Here is a 17823-nt window from a genome sequence, read left to right on the forward strand (position 1 = left end):
GGCTACCATGAGAAAGTACATTCGAGATCAAGTTGTCGAGCTTCTCTCCACTGTTTGGGAGGGCATCCGATACGCAACCAACACACAATCAGAGCAGCGATTCGTCGTTCTCGATGATTGTATGAATGCCGTACATTCCATAGCGGAGACGCTGAAGGCCGGGCTTTCTGAAGAACGCTTTGCCTTTTACGAAAACATCCTGGAAGATTTGCATCAAAATCTCAAAGACATCAACAGCAGTCTGGTAAGCCAGCTATCTCCTGCTCAGGAAGCGAGAGAATGTAAAAACTTGTTTGCTTTGCTGAAAAAGGAGCTTGCCAGGGAATCGGAAGTCAAACTGGAAATTGTGTTTATGCCATACAAGGCCAGTATGTGGGATTCCCTTGAGAGCATTTGGCTCGCTGCCAAAGAGGATGAGAGATGCAATGCCACTGTAGTACCGATACCGTACTATGATCGAAATCCGGATCGGAGTTTTGGAGCTATGCACTATGAAGGCACAGAACTGCCTGATTATGTGCCAATCATTCACTATGACAAATACGACGTCAGCGCGCACCTGCCGGACGTGATCTATATTCATAACCCGTTTGATGAAAACAACCTGATTACTTCGGTAGACCCGCGCTTCTATTCGTACAACCTGAAGAAGCACACGGACATGCTCGTCTATGTCCCGTATTTTACTTCCGGAGCGTATGCCAATACCGAGGCGTTTGCACAAAAGCATCTGACACCAGCTTTAAAAGTGACGGACAAAATCATTGTTCAGTCCCACACGCAAAAAAAGTTGTACATGGCTTCTGGTATCAAGGAGAACAAACTGCTCGTTTTAGGCACCCCCAAATTCGACGCGATTGTAAACCTGGATAAAACCAAAGTAGACGTGCCAACGTCGTGGACAGAAAAGATACAAGATAAGAAATCCATTGTATTAAACAGCAGTATCGGTTCTCTTTTGAATAATCCCGAGTACCTTGGTGAGTTGAGAAATCGGATTTCTACCATTTTGTCATTCCAGGAGCTCGTTCTTATTTGGCGGCCGCACCCGCTGTTGGAGGCGACCATCACGTCGATGAGACCGGATCTGTACGATGAGTACAAGGAAATTGTCCACATTGTGGAAAATAGCGACAATGCTGTGATTGATCATTTGGGAAGCACATTGCCTGCTACAGTTGTATCTGATGGCATGATCAGTGATATCAGCTCCTGGGCGCGTCAATACATTGCTACCGGAAAACCGGTATTGTTCCTCAACGGGCAGAGTGAACTGAAAAAAGAGCGGATTTACGTGTTTGACCATTTTTCGTCTTACTTTGTCAAGGATGGTTTCAGTATTGAAGACTTTTGTAAAATGGTGATAAACGGAACCGATGACAAGAAGGAAGCCCGAATGAAGGATTTGCGCAATTCTATCGTCAATGTCGACGGTTCCTGCGGGCAAAAAACGCATGAACGAATCGTGAGCTTGGCAGAGTAAGCAGGATAGCTGACACACAGACTGGGTGAGTGGGTGAATGGATGAAGTACGGAGTCATATCATATCAAAAAGCTGTTAGAAGCGGCGGCAATAAATGGACAAACCTGGGGGACCCGATACAATCGTATGCGATGGTCAAGCTGTATGAAGAAATGGGAATTCCCGAGTCCGAACTCGTCAAAGTCAACAAATACACAGCGAAATTATACGACGGGGATTATGTTGTCCTGCCATTCAATTGTTACAACATGATCTTTGGTCAGCAGCGGCACAATCATGCACTTCCTGTGTCGGACAAGATTATTCCTGTCTTTGTCAGCTTCCACTTGCACACCCGCAAACTCGATCCGGCTCTCGTACAGCAGCTCAGGTCCTATGAGCCAATCGGATGCCGCGATGAAGAAACATTGCGGGTAATACGAAGCTACAACATTCGCGCATACTTGTCAGGCTGTGTAACGGCAACATTGCCGAGGCGGAAAACAACTCCGAAAAACGGCAAGGTCTACTTCGTGGATTGCCCCAAAAGCCTGATGGAATATGTGCCCAAGCATCTTTTGGACGATGCGGAGTTCGTCACGCACATGCCGTATATTCCACGCACTTCGGACGATCTGTATTTGACGGATGAAGAGACAAGAAACTATTACGAACTAGGCGTGAACCAGCTCAAAGAGTACGAAGACAAGGCTGCCTTGGTCGTTACATCCAGGTTGCATGCCGCGGCTCCTTGCATGGCATTGGGAATCCCTGTCATCCTGGTCAGTGAAAACTTTGACGGAAGATTCTCCTGGATCGATAAGTATTTGCCTCTCTACACTCCTAGCGAATTTGACAAAATTGACTGGGACCCAGCGCCTGTCGAATACGAAGAGGAGAAAGAGCTGATCAAGAAGCAGTTTATGTACAGAATCCGGAAAACATTTGAAGACAGCCAGCCTCTTTATGATTGCAGCAGCTTGTACGAGAATCGGGAACGGGAAATATACAACAAGCACATGCTGGAATCGCTGCGCCAGGTCGCAGGCAAAACCGAGCCGCTGAAATACGCTCTATGGGGACTGCGTGGCGAAACGATGAATATGCACCATATCATCGAAGATCATTTCCCGGGCTGGACATTGCAAGCGGTCATTGATGAATATTCAACAGGTGAATACGAAGGCTTACCTATCCAGACTTCCAAAGATATTCCACAGCTCGATAAAGATACGGTTTGTTTTGTTGGTCCGGAAGCGGCCCATGAATTTGCATCGAACGTGTTAAAAGAAAACAAGTTGCGATGCGTTCTCGTCAAGAACAAAACACAGCTCGTTGAAATATAAGGCAAACAAGAGGGTACTATGCGATACGCAATGAAAAAAGAAGTGCGGTCGATCGAATTGACACCAGACGAATTGCGGAACATGCAAATGAACATGCTGGAAATCTTGATCGAGATCGATCGCATATGCCGAAAGCACAACATCAAATACTCTCTGGATGGCGGCACTTTTTTAGGAGCAGTGCGCCATAAAGGTTTTATTCCGTGGGACCCGGATGCAGACATCGTCATTTTGCGAAAAGACTACCTGCGGTTCAAAAAGGTCTGCGAAGAAGAGTTGAACCATGACTGCTTCTTTTTGCAAGATTACCAGACGGACAAAAATTATAGATGGGGATATGCCCGAATGCTCCGGCAGGGAACGGAGTACGTTCGAGCGGGACATGAGCATCTGAACACGAAGAACGGCGTATTTGTCGACATTTTTACGATGGACAGTGTGCCGGATTCATCCGTTAGGCGCGTCATTCACAAGTTTCTGTGCTACTGTATTCGAAAAGCGCTATGGTCAGAGGTTGGAAAAGTGGTACATCCCAATGCTCTGCTGCGAATCTATTACGGGCTTGTCTCGAAGATTCGCAGGGATACATTGTTTTCCGCCAGAAACAAGCTCGCCAAGCTATGCAACAAAAACGATCAATCGATCCTTGTGCGCCATATGTGTTCCCCCCATCCGAAAAAACATTCGTACGGTTTTCCGCGGAAATTGTTCGATTCATTAAGCGAGTACGAATTCGAGGGGTACAAGTTTTTGGCCTTTACGGATTATGATTGGTACCTGACATCCATTTACGGGGACTACATGACCCCTCCGCCGGAAAAAGACCGGACAAGCCATATTCCGTGTTCAAGGTATACATTTATTGAGCCGACTTTGTTGCAAAAACCTTGAGAAAAGATATTTCTTACCTAAGGGAGGTTCCCCACATGGCTGTAGCGCTAATATTTGCGGGTGGCACTGGCTCAAGAATGAACAGCAAGTCCAAACCGAAGCAATTTCTGAACTTGTTTGGCAAGCCGATTATTATCCACACTCTGGAACATTTCGAATATAGCGCTGAAATCGACAGTATCGCAGTGGTGTGCCGCGAAAACTGGATTGATTATTTGAAGGAACAGATCAAGCACAACTTTTTCGAGAAGGTTCGGTGGATTGTTCCAGGTGGCGAGACGAGTCAGCAGTCCATTTACAACGGCCTGAAAGCCCTTTACGATTCATGTGAAAATCCGAAAGAGACAATCGTGCTGATCCATGACGGTGTTCGTCCTTTGATCAATGACAAGCTCATCTCCGACAACATAGCAGCGGTCAAGCAGTACGGCTCTGCCATTACCGTGACAAAAGCTGTGGAAACCGTGATTCATACGAATGATGACAACGAGATCGTCGATGTCCCCAATCGCAAGTACGCCAAAATCGCCAAAGCACCGCAAAGCTTTTACCTGAGTGATATTATGGCGGCACACGAAAAAGCGATTGCGGACAATTTGTTTACGATGATCGATTCGGCTTCGCTGATGATGCACTACGGTCACAAACTGCACACGGTTGACGGTCCGGTGGAGAACATTAAAATCACGACGCCTTCCGACTATTATATTTTCCGCGCAATCTATGAGGCTCGGGAGAATTCACAAATTTTTGGACTGTGAGGATGATCATGGTATGCCGGTTGAGTCACCTGACAATAGTATTCTGCAAAAGGATATTGAGCGTATCGCTGACAACCTGAGACAATTTCCAGAGATCCGAAACAAGGCGATCTTGATAACCGGTGCTACCGGTTTATTAGGTTCTCTCATCGTAAAATCGCTCATCTGCCTGAATCGTTGTTATTCCTATAACGTCTCGATATTCGCGTTGGTCCGCAGTGAGGAAAAAGCAAAAACGATTTTTGGAGCACTCCTCGATCATGCAAACCTGCATATTGTCGTCGGAGATGTGCTGCACATCCCGGATATACAGGAGCCGATTGATTATATTTTTCACGGAGCGAGCGCCACTTCTTCCAAATATTTCGTCGAGTATCCTGTGGAAACGATCGAAACGGCGATAAACGGCACGAGAAATGTGCTGGAGCTAGCCAGAGCCAAAAACGTATCCGGCATGGTATACATGTCATCGCTGGAGGTGTACGGAGCGCTGCACTCAGATGAGCCAGTCCCCGAAGACCACGGCGGTTATATCGATCCGTTGTCGATTCGCAGCAGCTATTCGGAAAGCAAACGGATGGCCGAGAACCTGTGCTGTGCTTTTTCGGCGCAATACGGCGTTCCCGTAAAAATTGCAAGGCTCACGCAAACATTTGGCGCAGGCGTGTCGTATGACGACAATCGCGTGTTCGCGCAATTTGCCAGAAGTGTAATCGAGAAAACGAATATTGTTTTACACACAGACGGAAGCACGGTTCGCAATTATTGCTACACGAGTGATGCTGTCCGGGCGTTGTTTTACATACTGCTCAGGGGAGAAAACAGGACTGCGTACAACGTAGCCAACAAAGATACAGGGATTTCAATTCGCGAGATGGCTGCGTTGGTCGCTTCCCTTGGCTCTGATACGGAAGTCGAGTTTCACCTGGAAGCAAACGAAAAGCACGGTTACAATCCGACCGTAAAAATTTGCCTCGACACGTCCAGGTTGCACGATCTCGGGTGGTCGGCAGCAGTAGGGCTGGAAGAGATGTTTCACAACCTTATCCATAGTATGAAAATCGATGCCGAGTTAGCAAAGTGACCCTTGTGCCCATAACTAGCGTGAAAACCGTATGAAGTTTGGAGCGTACACATGAAAACCATTTCCCTCGCAATGATCGTCAAAAACGAAGAAGCTCACATCAAAAAATGCCTCCTCAGCGCCAAGGACTACGTAGACGAAATGGTCGTCGTCGACACCGGCTCTACGGACAATACGCGACAAATTGCTCTCGAATGTGGAGCTGTCGTCTACGATTTCGCCTGGACAGACAGCTTTGCCGAAGCGCGCAACTTCGCTTTGCAAAAGGCGACAGGGGATTGGATTCTGGTTCTGGATGCAGACGAGCACCTGGCACCTGACACTGCCCATCTGATCCGGGAGTTCGCCTCAGGTTCTCCGGCCATTGGACGGGTCAACATCGTCAGCAAATTTATGGACAATGGGGAGATTCGCTACTCTACGTCCCCCATTTCCAGGCTGTTCCCGAAGGGCGTGGAGTACAAGGGACGCATCCACGAGCAGGTTGTATCCGATCTGCCGCATCGTTTGACCGGAGTGACTGTCAACCACGAAGGCTACTTTCAGACGGATAAGACAGACCGCAATCTTCCCTTGCTGATGAAAGAGCTGGAGCAGGACCCGCACAATCCGTATCTGCTCATGCAGATTGCCCGCGAGCATAAAAACAAGCAGGACTTTGCCGGGGCGGACCGTTTCTTTGGACAGGCGCATCAGGCTGCGACAGGACAGGAAGGATACTATCCGGCACTGGTCGTTGACTATCTCTACAATCTGATGAGAACGGGCAAGCTGGATGCGGGGTACGACCTGATTGCAGCGGAACAGGAGCGGCTTTCCCGTCATCCCGACTTCCACTTCGCTTCGGGGATGTTTTACATGGATTACGTGCTGGGGAACGTAGCGGCTCATCTGGACAAACTCCCACGTATTGAAGCCTCCTTTCTTCGCTGCCTGGAGCTGGGGGAGCGCCGGGAATCGAGCAGCGTGGTAGGGACGGGGTCTTTTTTGGCGGCGTATAACCTCGGGGTGTACTATGAGGTAGTCGGTGATACGGCCAAAGCGTTGCATTATTATCAACTGTCGGCAAAAAGCGAATACAAAAAAGCGATGGAACGTTTACGCTTGCTCCGAAACGGGTAGACGTCTTATAATAGGAATTTTTTTCAGATAACATAAATGTAGGTTCCCTTTTTTCCGATACTTCTAGTAAGAGAGGTTTCTTTTACTAGGAGGTAGTGGGATATGGAGATCGGTGTACAAGCAGGACAGCTTGGTAGAACAACCGCATTTTCCGAGGGAGCACCAACACAACCAGAACCGGCAACTAGACCCGTGCAAACCAGTCATGCGGGAGAAAAAGTCCTTTCCAAGGCAGAACTGAGCAAGGAAATCGATGGGATCAACAAATGGCTGCAATCGACAAACACACATGTGAAGTTTACCTTGCATGAGGAATTGAACGAGTATTACGTCCAGGTCATCAACGACCAGACACAAGAAGTCATCCGTGAAATTCCTTCCAAGAAAATGATGGATATGGTCGCGAAGTTCCATGAGATGGTGGGATTATTGGTGGACGAAAAAAGATAGGAGTTGAGAGATATGCCAACAATCCGTTTTGCCGGGATGGCTTCTGGTCTGGATACGGAAGCAATGGTAAAAGAGATGATGAATGCGCGCAGAGAGCCGGTAAACCGCTTGATTCGCCAAAAGCAGTCGCTGGAGTGGAAGCGGGAAGCGTATCGGGAAATGAATACGCTGTTGCTCGATTTGCGTACATCTGTCGATTCCCTGCGCTTTTCCGGCAACTTCAACAAAAAAGTGGCAGTATCCGAAAATGACAACGTCGCTTCGACAAAAGTAGTAGGGACGCCCAAAATGTCTTCTTATGCAGTAGAGGTCCGGCAATTGGCCAAGGCGGAAATGCCGGCTGCCGTCTCTTTGACGGTGGACAGAACGATCAAGGACTCGAAGCTGCCGATTGGCGGAGAGGATTTCACGCTTACGGTTAACGGAAAAGACATTTCCGTATCCGGAGAAACCGACAGCATTGACTCGATCATTTCCAAGATCAGGATCGAGACAGGAGGAGCCGTGCAAGCGTCTTTTGTCGACGGGAAATTGCTGCTTTCTTCTGCCAAGATCGCCGACGCCCAAGGAAATGACATGACGATCGACCAGTTTTCCGTATCGGTTACCGGTGATGGCAGCAAGCTCGGCCTGCAGGATGGGGCAAGTGTCAATTCGTCGGTCAGAGTCCCAGGACAAGAGTCAGTAGTCATCATCAATGGTGTGGAATACAAGTCGAGCACCAACAAGGTTACATTTGACGGCGTAGAGTTTACGTTGAAGCAAGAGAACATAGGCTCTCCCCTCATGGTAAACAACGAGGTGGACGAGGACGCGATCTTCAAGACCATTTCCGACTTTGTCAACAAGTACAATGAAATTATCGCCAAGATCAATGAGAAGATTTCCGAGCCCAGATACCGTACGTATCACCCATTGCTGGACAGCGAAAAAGAAGCAATGCCCGATAAAACAGTGGAAAAATGGGAAGAGACAGCTAAAAGCGGCTTGCTTCTGCGTGACGCTACACTCACCAACGGGCTGAACGAAATGCGTCGTGCAATGAGCACTGCATTGAGCGGTTCGGGTGTCAACGCGGCGTTCGATACGCTGGCGGAGATCGGCATCACCGGTCCGCCAAACGGGAAGTATGCGTATCAGGAAAACGGAAAGCTCTACATTGACGAGACCAAGCTGCGTTCTGCCATTCGCAATAATGGTGCCGATGTGACGAAGCTGTTTACGAACTTCAGCAGCAGCACGGACCCGGCAACCAAGTACAAGGAGAGCGGGATCGCCGACCGTTTGTACAGCGAGTTGACGAAGGTGATCAACAAGGTGACGAACGAAGCGGGGAGCACGACTTCGACCTCGACCTATGATGACAGCTATTTGGGGAAACGGATCAAGGAAACGTCTGATTCCATCGATGTGTGGGAAAAACGCCTCAAAGATATTGAAGATCGCTATTACAAGCAGTTTGCCAAAATGGAGACCCTGATGTCCAAAGCTCAGTCGCAATCGAGCTGGTTTGCCCAGATGTTAGGACAATAATCACAGTAGAGATGGAGAGATGCAGATGTTACACAATGCTGCACAGACCTATCAAACAAATCAGGTAACAACCGCTGCTCCTTCAGAGTTGACTTTGATGCTCTATAACGGAGCGATCAAGTTTGTCAAACAGGCAAAACAATCCGTGAGCGAAAAAAATTACGCCAAGTCGCATGAGGCATGCATCAAGGTACAGCAGATCTTGTACGAATTGCTGAATTCCCTGAACAAGGATTACCCGATTTCCAAAGATTTTGAGCGGATGTACGATTACATGCTGCGCCGTACAGTGGAAGCAAACATGCGAAAAGACATCGCGATCCTGGATGAGGTCGAGGACTTGTTCGTGCAGTTTCGCGATACCTGGAAAGAAGCCATCGCATTGGCGAAACACCAGGGGTAAGGAGTATATCGTGGAGCAGAAGATGAATCAATTGTTGGCAGAGATGTTTGACAAGACACAGCAACTTGCACACATCATTGAACAAGCAGACTCGGAACCGGATGAGTGGATGGTCATTCTGGATGAACGGGAGACCTTGATCCAGGACGTTCAGCTTCTGTTAACGGAAGGGTTCACGCTCTCCCAACAGCAAAAACAACAACTGGAGCAGATGCAACAACTGAATCTGCGAATGATGCCGCTGATGGAACAGCGGAAAGAGGAAATGCAAAGAAAGCTGGATGACGTTCGAAAAAAGAAAGCCGCTCGCAATTTTTACAATCAGGAAGGCGCGGCCGGGTACGGAGCTTTTTTTGACAAGCGAAACTAGGAAACGAAAAAATCCCTTGGAAGGCCGAAGGAGCATTTTCTCCCATGACGGCACTTTCGGGGGATATTTTTCGTGCTGATCACGGGAGCGTAGAATCTGTGGATGAAAAAAGGAGGGCATCGGCCCCCCTTATGCACGTATATCCAGCACTTTCCCCGCTACAGGATGCGGCGCTTGCGCCTCCTGAATGCTCTGCTGGGTCTGGGCAAACCCTTCCAGCAGGGTCGCAGCTTGCGCCTGTACAGTCTCCTGTACCTGTTTGTTCAGGCTGAGGATGACCCCTTGCTGCAGTTGAAGTCCGTTTATGTTCACGTTCTCGTTCACCTCCATGCGCTTGTGATGGTCGTTCTCTATCTATATCGGTTACATTTGCTGTTTTCGTTGGGCCTTTGTTCTTTACTGCGATTTCCTCTTTCCCGCTGCAGCCGTTTGCTATAATGTTGACAACATGATTGAAATAAGAGGAAGGTGACATACTTGTCCACAAAAAGCCGCTCACTCCTCCTAATCGGAGCTGTACTTTTCATTTTTATCCATGCGGTCTATCTCAACGGCAGTCTCGCCGATCTGCTCAACATACCGGCGCTGGAGATGGTGGCGCTGGCGATTTTGATCTCCTATGCGATCAAGCGCAAACACCTGCAGCTAAAAAGCCTCGTCCGCTTGTTGATTCACGGCAGGCAGGGCAATGTGGAGGAAACGATCAAGCGCTTTTACTACTACGCTCTCGTGCAAAAAGAACAGGGGCATCTCGTCCTGGAAAAGGAGCTGCAGCAGGAACGTGACTCCTTCGTGCAGCGCGGCAGCATGCTGGCGATCGAGGGAGTCTCTGAAGAGGAGCTGCGCCTCGTCCTGGAAAATGAGTTAAAAGGCGAGCAATACCGCTACCAGCAAGCGGGCAGCTTTTTCCGATTGATCAGCCTGCTCGCACCCGGGATGGGACTGGTCGGGACGCTGCTGGGGATGACCGGCGTATTGGGCAATCTCTCCGACTTGTCAGAGACGGGGCTGAGCCTGAGTACGGCTGTCGTTGCGACATTGTACGGGGCGCTGTTGGCGAATATGTTCGCGCTTCCTTGCTACTACCGACTGATGGACATCCACGACCAGGAGATGTTTGAAAAAAAGCTCTACATCGAAGGGTGCGTCGGCTTGCAGCGCATGGAAACGCCGCGCCTGCTGTTTGAAAAGCTGAATTCGTTTTTGCCGGAGGACCAGAAGCTGGTACTGGTGAAGGAGCCGGGCAGCATGAAGGGAACGATCGAAAGGCAGGGTCGTTATGCTTGATGACCGCAAGTACGACGAAAAAGAGCTGGAAAAGAGCTGGCTTCTCAGTTACAGCGACCTGATTACACTGCTGTTCATCATCGTATTGATCATCGCTGCGGCGTCCTCCAGTTCGATCAGGGCAGAGCGGGAAGCAGCGAGAAAAGAAGTGGCCGATCAACAGCAGCAATTGCATCAGGTGCACGAAAGCCTCGATCTGCTGAATCTGCAAAAGCTCGAGCTGCAGCGGGAGGTCCTCCAACTGGAAGCGCGGAAGAACGCGCTGGCAGCCGACGACGAACCAGCGGCAGCGCTGACGCCGGACAAGCCCAAACCACCGGTCGGCTCGAGTGACACTGGGGAGAGGGACATGGAAACGGTACGTACCCGTCTCGCCTCTGCTCTGGCCGAGTTGAATCTCGACTTTGAGGAGACCGGAGAGGGGCTGCGCATTCGTTTGCCCGAGCAAATTATGTTTACCAGCGGGTCGGCAGAGCTGCAGCCGGAGGGCAAGCAAGTCGTAGCGACCGTGGCCGAGGTGCTGCGCGGGTATTCGCATTTGGTACGGATCGAAGGGTACACGGACAATGTGCCGATCGGCCGCAGCTCCTACACGTCCAACTGGGAGTTGTCTGCCGCCAGGGCGATTGCCGTGATGCGCGAACTGGTCGATGTGCATGATCTGCCTGCCACTCGCTTTACCGTGGGGGGCTGGGGCGAAAACAATCCGCTCGTCGACAACTCCAATGAAGAGAACCGTGCTCGCAACCGCCGGGTGGAAATATTGATTTTGGCAGAAAAAGAATAATTTTTGAAATATTGATAAATAGACTCTTACTATAAGCAGGATTCCCATATATCAGGTAGAAGTATATCTGACGGGAGTCCTTTCTTTTTGCTTCAAAGTTATACCCAGGTTGTGCACAAGTAAATGTGGATAATGTGGATAACTTGGCTGGGTTCGAAACAGACAGCATTTTGCTTGTGGACACGACTGGGGACAAAAAACAAAACAGTGGAGTCCAAGGGGGTATTTTCAATGAAAATGAGCAAGAAGTGGTGGGTATCCAGCGTTTTGACGCTTGGCGTGGCGCTGATGGTTTCCGCTTGTGGATCGGGCGGCCAGCAGACATCCGGCAGCGGCGGGGCAGAAACAGGCGGCCAGCAACCCGCTGGAGGTGCGGCAGAGGAGAAGGTGTACGTGGTGGGTACAGATGCGGCCTATCCGCCGTTCCAAATGCTCGAGGCTGACAAGATCAGCGGTCACGATATCGACGTGATGAACGCGATCGCCGAAGCGGGAGGCTTCAAAATTGAATGGAGAAACACCGGATGGGACCCGCTTTTCGACGGTCTGGACAGAGGAACAGTCGATATCGGGATTTCGTCGATCACGATCACCGAAGACCGCAAGAAAAAGTATGACTTTTCTGAACCGTACTTCGAAGCGAACCAGTTAATCCTGGTAAAAGAAGATTCGACAGTCACCAAACTGGCCGATCTGGAAGGACAAAACATCGGCGTTCAGGGCGGAACCACCGGGGAAGAAGTTGTGAAAAAGGCGTTTGGAGACACGTATTCCGGCTTGAAGAGCTACGACGATATGCCGTCTGCCATCGATGACTTCTTCAACGGCCGTGTTGCCGCTGCTGTCGGCGACAACGGTGTCATTGCCTACTACGCCAATAAGAATCCGAACGCGAAGTTTAAAATGATCCAGGATGATTCATTCGAGAAAGAGTATTACGGCATCATGGTGAAAAAGGGCAACACAGAAATCATGGAGAAGATCAATGCGGGCTTGAAAACAATCAAGGAAAACGGAAAACTGCAGGAAATTTACAACGAGTACTTCGGCAACCAGTAAAGCGAAAAGGAAAACCGGGTACGTCTGTCAGGGCGTACCCGTTATGCTGTCCGGACACACCGGGGGCATGGAATAAAGAGTGAAGGGAGGAAACTTTTTGGATTGGAGTGTCATTTACGAATATCGCGCGCTTTTTTATCAGGGTGTTCTCAATACGATTCTCTTGACTGTCGTGGCGACGATTCTGGGTACGATTCTCGGCTTGTTTATCTGTCTGGGCAAAATGTCGAGCATCAAACTGTTTCGCTGGCCCTGTGCCATTTACGTAGAACTGTTTCGTGGCACGCCATTGCTGGTGCAAATTTTCTTGATCCACTTTGCCATTATTCCTTCGATCTGGGAAGTTTTATTTCCGGGGCAGGCTGCTCCCGAAGCGATCTATTCCGGGTTTGTCGCGCTTTCCCTGAACGCTGCTGCGTACATCGCGGAAATTTTCCGGGCAGGGATTCAGTCCATCGATTCCGGTCAGATGGAGGCAGCGCGCTCGCTCGGCATGCCCAAGGCGATGGCGATGCGCCTGATCGTGCTGCCGCAAGCGTTCACGCGGATGCTGCCGGCGCTGGGCAATGAATTTATCACACTGTTGAAGGATTCGTCCCTGACTGCGATGGTGGCGACGCCCGAGCTGCACTATGCGGCGATGAACGTGGCAAAAAGCACCTTCGAGCGCTACCCACCGTACTTGACGGAAGCGGCTGTGTACCTCGTCCTGACGCTGTTCCTGTCGCGGATTGTCGTCCGTGGACTGGAAAAAAAATATTCTTCCCGCTGATGGGGAATTTGACTCCGACATATGGGCATGATATAGTCAGACACACGGGACAACATCCCAATTTTTTACAAAAGAAAGGGTTGTGCTATTTTCATGCAAGGCAGAGTAAAATGGTTTAACGCAGAAAAAGGTTTTGGATTTATCGAACGGGAAGGCGGAGATGATGTGTTTGTCCATTTCTCTGCCATTCAGACAGATGGATTCCGCACACTGGAAGAAGGCCAAACCGTAGAATTTGACATTGTCGAAGGAGATCGCGGTCCGCAAGCGGCCAATGTAGTAAAACTGTAAAACGATACACATGGGAATGAGCCCCTCTGCGACATGCAGGGGGCTCGCATGTTTGTGTACATCGTTCACTATTTGTTAATATTTCGTAAATTTTTCCGGCAGGATTATTTACATTTCGTGGCGAATATTTTAAGCATAGACGGAAGGAGGTTGGAACCATGAAATTCAATATTCGTGGAGAAAACATTCAAATCACCGCAGCACTTCAAGAGTATGTAGAAAAGAAGGTCGGCCGTCTTACCAAGTATTTTGATGATCCTGTCTCGCTGGACGTACAAGTGACATTGCGCGTTCTTCGGGGGGAAGGAACTATCGAGGTGACGATCCCGCTCAACGGGGTTATCCTTCGTGCAGAAGAAACACATGCAGACATGTACGCTGCCATCGACCTGGTGGTAGAAAAGCTCGAACGTCAAATGCGCAAACATAAAACGAAGCTGATGCGAAAGCTGAGAGTGGAAGCAGGCAGCAGGGCGATTCACCGTGATTCCCAGCCAGTGACTGCACTGGCGGAAGACGATGAAGACATCAATATCGTCCGCACGAAGCGCTTTGATTTAAAACCGATGGACGCGCAGGAAGCCGTCATGCAAATGGATATGCTGGGTCACAACTTCTTTGTCTTCCAAAACAGCGTAACCAATGATGTGAATGTCGTGTATCGCCGCAACGACGGACGTTACGGTTTGATTGAGACAAAATAGATGAAACCTTGAGGAACATATTTCGTATAGGACAAGGGAGTTGCTGGGTAGCAGCTCCCTTTGCTTGTGCAAATGAACCCTATTTTGATAAAATACAATTTTAGAGAGTGTTTACAAATGAGAATATCAGTATTCCATCAATGTGGATATGTGGAACCCTCTTGTACGAACCGTCATAGTCTGGTTTGGCCGAGAGATAGGGAAGGGGTGTCCTCATGTTAGGACTCGTAAAAAAGATGTTTGGCGACAGTAATGAACGAGAAATTAAAAAAATGTTTAAACGCGTAGAAGCAATCAACGCGCTGGAACCGACGATTGCCGCGCTCTCCGACGACGGGCTGCGAGCCAAGACGGAGGAATTCAAGGCTCGCCTGCAAAACGGGGAGAAGCTTGACGATATTTTGAACGAAGCGTTTGCTGTAGTGCGTGAGGCCTCCAAGCGCGTTCTTGGCATGCGCCATTTTGACGTGCAGTTGATTGGTGGTATGGTTCTCCAGGAAGGCCGAATCTCCGAGATGAAAACCGGGGAAGGGAAAACGCTCGTAGCCACGCTGGCTACATATCTGAACGCGCTGCTGGGCAAGGGCGTTCACGTCGTAACCGTGAACGAATACCTGGCAGAACGCGACTCGACTATCATGGGCAAACTGTACAACTTCCTCGGTCTGACGGTCGGGCTGAACAAGACCGGACTCAGCTCGGAGGAAAAGCGTGCTGCCTACGCGTGCGACATCACCTATGGAACCAACAACGAATTCGGTTTTGACTACCTGCGCGACAACATGGTGCTGTACAAAGAGCAGATGGTGCAACGCCCGCTGTTCTTTGCCATCATCGACGAGGTGGACAGCATCCTCATCGACGAAGCGCGTACGCCGCTGATCATTTCCGGTTCAGCCAACCGCTCGACGGAGCTGTACTACATTTGCTCCCATTTCGTGAAGCGACTCGAGCTGGAGAAGGACTTCACGATTGATGAAAAGCTGAAAATCGTCTCCTTGACAGACGAAGGGGTAAGCAAGGTAGAGAAGGCGTTCAACATCGAAAACCTCTACGATACTGCCCACATGACACTGAACCACCACATCACTGCTGCCCTGAAGGCACAAGTGCTGTTCAAGCGCGACGTCGACTACGTCGTACAGGACGGGGAAGTTGTGATCGTCGACGAATTTACCGGACGTCTCATGGTAGGTCGCCGCTACAGCGACGGCTTGCATCAGGCGATCGAGGCAAAAGAAGGGCTGAAGGTACAGAGCGAAAGCATGACGCTCGCCACCATCACGCTGCAAAACTACTTCCGGATGTACGAAAAGCTGGCCGGGATGACGGGTACGGCGAAGACAGAGGAAGAGGAATTCAAGAAAATCTACGGCCTCGATGTCGTCGTGATTCCGACGAACAAGCCGGTTCAGCGTATCGATTACCCGGACCTGGTGTTCAAAACGGAAGCAGCCAAGTACCGGGCGGTCGTAAATGACATCGTGGAACGTCATAAAAAAGGACAACCCATCCTCGTTGGTACGATTTCCATCGAGAACTCGGAGCGTCTGTCCAGCATGCTGAAGCAAAAAGGCGTGCCGCATAATGTTCTCAACGCCAAGCAGCATGCCCGCGAAGCAGAAATCGTCGCTCGTGCCGGCCAGTATGGCGCTGTGACCATCGCGACCAACATGGCTGGACGCGGTACCGACATCCAGTTGGGCGAGGGTGTCGCCGATCTGGGCGGACTTCATATTATCGGTACGGAGCGCCATGAGAGCCGCCGGATCGACAACCAGCTGCGCGGTCGTTCCGGTCGTCAGGGTGACCCGGGTTCGTCCCAGTTCTTCCTGTCGATGCAGGATGAGCTGATGCGCCGTTTCGGGGCAGACAACATTATGAATATGATGGACCGCCTCGGCATGGAAGAAGATATGCCGATCGAAAGCCGTCTGGTGACGCGCGCAGTCGAGTCCGCACAAAAGCGGGTAGAGGGCGCCAACTTTGACGCGCGTAAAGTGGTCCTCCAGTACGACGACGTGATGAACCAGCAACGGACGGTCATCTACAAGCAGCGCCGCGATATTCTGGAGAAAGAAAACCTGAGCGAAGTGGCTCTGCAAATGATCTTCACCGTTCTCGAGCGCAATGTGGAGCAGCATTGTCCGAAAGACCTGGTGCCGGAAGAGTGGGATTTGCAGGCACTGGCCGATGCCGCCAACAAGACATTCCTGCACGACGAGACGATTACCGTACAAATGCTCAAAGGCAAAGAAGCGGAAGAGATCGAAGAACTGCTGAAAGAAGAAGTGAAGAAGCAGTTTGCGCAGCGTGAAGCCGAGATGGGCGATGCAATGCGCGAGTTTGAAAAAGTCGTCATCCTGCGTGCGGTGGACAGCAAGTGGATGGACCACATCGATGCGATGGATCAACTGCGCCAAGGTATTCACTTGCGCGCTTACGGGCAAAACGACCCGCTGCGCGAGTACCAGTTTGAAGGCTACGAGATGTTCCAATCGATGGTCGCGGCGGTCGAGGAAGAAGTGGCGCTGTACATTATGAAGGCAGAAGTCAGCCAAAACCTGGAGCGTCAGGATGTGATCCGCGGTCAGGGAGGAGATCCTTCGCAGCTGAAAACGTCTGGTCCGGACAGCCGTCCGACCAGTTCCACATCCGGCGATGCCGACCCGAAAAACCGGGCACAGCGCCGACAGGAAAAACGTCGCCAAAACAAAAAGAACTAATTACTGGGCAAAACTGTACAGCCTCCTCGCATTGGCAAGACCGATGCGGGGAGGTTTTTTTCTTGCCGTTTCCCATAAGCTAGACAGCGTTCGTCCCAATCCTGTTTTCCTCGCTCCCCGATATGCCTCAATATGTCTAACACTGCCAAAAGGCATCGAACGATTCTGCTGGTAATTCTTCTCAATCCGCATAGAATCGTAAGTACAACATGTTTGCGAAATTTACAGGAGACGAGGGATAGCGGATGAAGACGTCAGGGAACGTATTAGGGATACAGGCAAAACAAACATTGAAGCGAATCGGGGAAACCTGGAAGGCAGTCGTGCGACAGGGGGAAGCATCTGCTCATATACAGATCATCGGAGATAGCCGCAGGGGCATGGCGGCGATATTTAAAAAACAAGAGCATGTCCTTACCGAGGAAAGGGTAAAACGGGAAATTCCAGAGCCGAATTGGCAGGACAGCAGGGTGCCGCTATTGGCGGGAATGATCCATTCAGGAACGCCGCATGTTTACCGTACCGCACAAGGGAGAGTGCAACGGGCGAAACGGCAGCTTCTGTACCGTGTATCGGCGATCGGGGGAAGCAAACAGCGAGCGGCGGGCAACGCCCTGCAACAACCGGCTCACAAACCGTTCCAGCGGCAGCGCTACACACGCTCATCGCTTTCACCACCGCCGGAGCAGAAGGCTGTGCACGTACAGCACAGATAGCAGTTTTTGCAAAAAGAGGCCACCCCGACTCGAGATCGGACACTCTGCTATGTTTGCTC

General features: G+C 50.2%; 19 protein-coding genes. 18 read left to right on the forward strand and 1 reads right to left on the reverse strand.

Annotated elements, in window-relative coordinates; genetic code table 11:
* The first annotated feature begins 7 nt into the window (after positions 1 to 7).
* The 10 genes from ACAF76_RS01705 (at position 8) to ACAF76_RS01750 (ending at position 9422) form a co-directional block, all read left to right on the forward strand.
* Entirely contained in the window at positions 8 to 1483 is a 1476-nt protein-coding gene (locus ACAF76_RS01705; protein ID WP_421617403.1) for a CDP-glycerol glycerophosphotransferase family protein, read from the forward strand.
* 41 nt (positions 1484 to 1524) lie between these two features.
* Entirely contained in the window at positions 1525 to 2808 is a 1284-nt protein-coding gene (locus ACAF76_RS01710) for a polysaccharide pyruvyl transferase family protein (protein WP_400162320.1), read from the forward strand.
* Between the two features lie 18 nt (positions 2809 to 2826).
* Positions 2827 to 3699 carry a phosphorylcholine transferase LicD gene (locus ACAF76_RS01715; protein ID WP_400162321.1) on the forward strand — a complete coding sequence of 291 codons (873 nt, stop codon included), beginning with the start codon at positions 2827 to 2829 and terminating at the stop codon, positions 3697 to 3699.
* Positions 3700 to 3734: 35 nt separating this feature from the next.
* A complete protein-coding gene (locus ACAF76_RS01720) occupies positions 3735 to 4460 on the forward strand; it encodes a 2-C-methyl-D-erythritol 4-phosphate cytidylyltransferase (protein WP_400162322.1) in 726 nt (241 codons plus the stop codon).
* Positions 4461 to 4473: 13 nt separating this feature from the next.
* Positions 4474 to 5544, forward strand: a complete 1071-nt coding sequence (locus ACAF76_RS01725; RefSeq protein WP_400162323.1) for an NAD-dependent epimerase/dehydratase family protein — start codon at positions 4474 to 4476, stop codon at positions 5542 to 5544.
* 51 nt (positions 5545 to 5595) lie between these two features.
* Positions 5596 to 6666, forward strand: coding sequence for a glycosyltransferase (locus ACAF76_RS01730; protein ID WP_400162324.1), 1071 nt, complete (start codon positions 5596 to 5598; stop codon positions 6664 to 6666).
* Positions 6667 to 6768: 102 nt separating this feature from the next.
* Entirely contained in the window at positions 6769 to 7116 is a 348-nt protein-coding gene (flaG, locus tag ACAF76_RS01735; protein ID WP_400162325.1) for a flagellar protein FlaG, read from the forward strand.
* Positions 7117 to 7128: 12 nt separating this feature from the next.
* The gene (gene fliD, locus ACAF76_RS01740; RefSeq protein WP_400162326.1) at positions 7129 to 8649 is read left to right on the forward strand and encodes a flagellar filament capping protein FliD; all 1521 of its coding nucleotides are present in this window, start codon (positions 7129 to 7131) and stop codon (positions 8647 to 8649) included.
* A 25-nt stretch (positions 8650 to 8674) separates the two neighbouring features.
* Complete coding sequence (gene fliS, locus ACAF76_RS01745; protein WP_400162327.1) at positions 8675 to 9052, forward strand: flagellar export chaperone FliS; 378 nt, start codon at positions 8675 to 8677, stop codon at positions 9050 to 9052.
* Positions 9053 to 9062: 10 nt separating this feature from the next.
* Entirely contained in the window at positions 9063 to 9422 is a 360-nt protein-coding gene (locus tag ACAF76_RS01750) for a flagellar protein FliT (protein WP_400162328.1), read from the forward strand.
* A 129-nt stretch (positions 9423 to 9551) separates the two neighbouring features.
* Here the strand turns inward: ACAF76_RS01750 and ACAF76_RS01755 are convergent, their stop codons facing one another.
* Entirely contained in the window at positions 9552 to 9734 is a 183-nt protein-coding gene (locus ACAF76_RS01755; protein ID WP_400162329.1) for a hypothetical protein, read from the reverse strand.
* Between the two features lie 156 nt (positions 9735 to 9890).
* On the opposite strand from ACAF76_RS01755, the gene ACAF76_RS01760 reads away from it, so the two are divergent.
* The 8 genes from ACAF76_RS01760 to ACAF76_RS01795 all read left to right on the forward strand — a co-directional run bounded on the left by ACAF76_RS01760 (position 9891) and on the right by ACAF76_RS01795 (position 17764).
* Positions 9891 to 10709: a motility protein A gene (locus tag ACAF76_RS01760; RefSeq protein ID WP_400162330.1), complete on the forward strand. Its 819-nt coding sequence runs from the start codon at positions 9891 to 9893 to the stop codon at positions 10707 to 10709.
* Complete coding sequence (locus tag ACAF76_RS01765; protein ID WP_400162331.1) at positions 10702 to 11496, forward strand: OmpA family protein; 795 nt, start codon at positions 10702 to 10704, stop codon at positions 11494 to 11496. Before ACAF76_RS01760 ends, ACAF76_RS01765 begins: the two co-directional genes overlap by 8 nt.
* 237 nt (positions 11497 to 11733) lie before the next feature.
* Positions 11734 to 12555, forward strand: coding sequence for a basic amino acid ABC transporter substrate-binding protein (locus ACAF76_RS01770; RefSeq protein ID WP_400162649.1), 822 nt, complete (start codon positions 11734 to 11736; stop codon positions 12553 to 12555).
* Positions 12556 to 12652: 97 nt separating this feature from the next.
* A complete protein-coding gene (locus ACAF76_RS01775; RefSeq protein ID WP_400162332.1) occupies positions 12653 to 13327 on the forward strand; it encodes an amino acid ABC transporter permease in 675 nt (224 codons plus the stop codon).
* A 93-nt stretch (positions 13328 to 13420) separates the two neighbouring features.
* Positions 13421 to 13618, forward strand: a complete 198-nt coding sequence (locus tag ACAF76_RS01780) for a cold shock domain-containing protein (protein ID WP_400162333.1) — start codon at positions 13421 to 13423, stop codon at positions 13616 to 13618.
* 158 nt (positions 13619 to 13776) lie between these two features.
* On the forward strand, positions 13777 to 14322 hold the full coding sequence (gene hpf / locus ACAF76_RS01785) for a ribosome hibernation-promoting factor, HPF/YfiA family (RefSeq protein ID WP_400162334.1): 546 nt from the start codon (positions 13777 to 13779) through the stop codon (positions 14320 to 14322).
* 215 nt (positions 14323 to 14537) lie between these two features.
* Positions 14538 to 17048, forward strand: a complete 2511-nt coding sequence (gene secA2, locus ACAF76_RS01790) for an accessory Sec system translocase SecA2 (RefSeq protein ID WP_400162335.1) — start codon at positions 14538 to 14540, stop codon at positions 17046 to 17048.
* A gap of 245 nt (positions 17049 to 17293) precedes the next feature.
* Positions 17294 to 17764 carry a hypothetical protein gene (locus ACAF76_RS01795; protein WP_400162336.1) on the forward strand — a complete coding sequence of 157 codons (471 nt, stop codon included), beginning with the start codon at positions 17294 to 17296 and terminating at the stop codon, positions 17762 to 17764.
* Positions 17765 to 17823 lie beyond the last annotated feature (59 nt).

The sequence above is a fragment of the Brevibacillus sp. TJ4 genome, assembly GCF_044627595.2.
In the GTDB taxonomy this organism is placed as follows: Bacteria; Bacillota; Bacilli; order Brevibacillales; family Brevibacillaceae; genus Brevibacillus.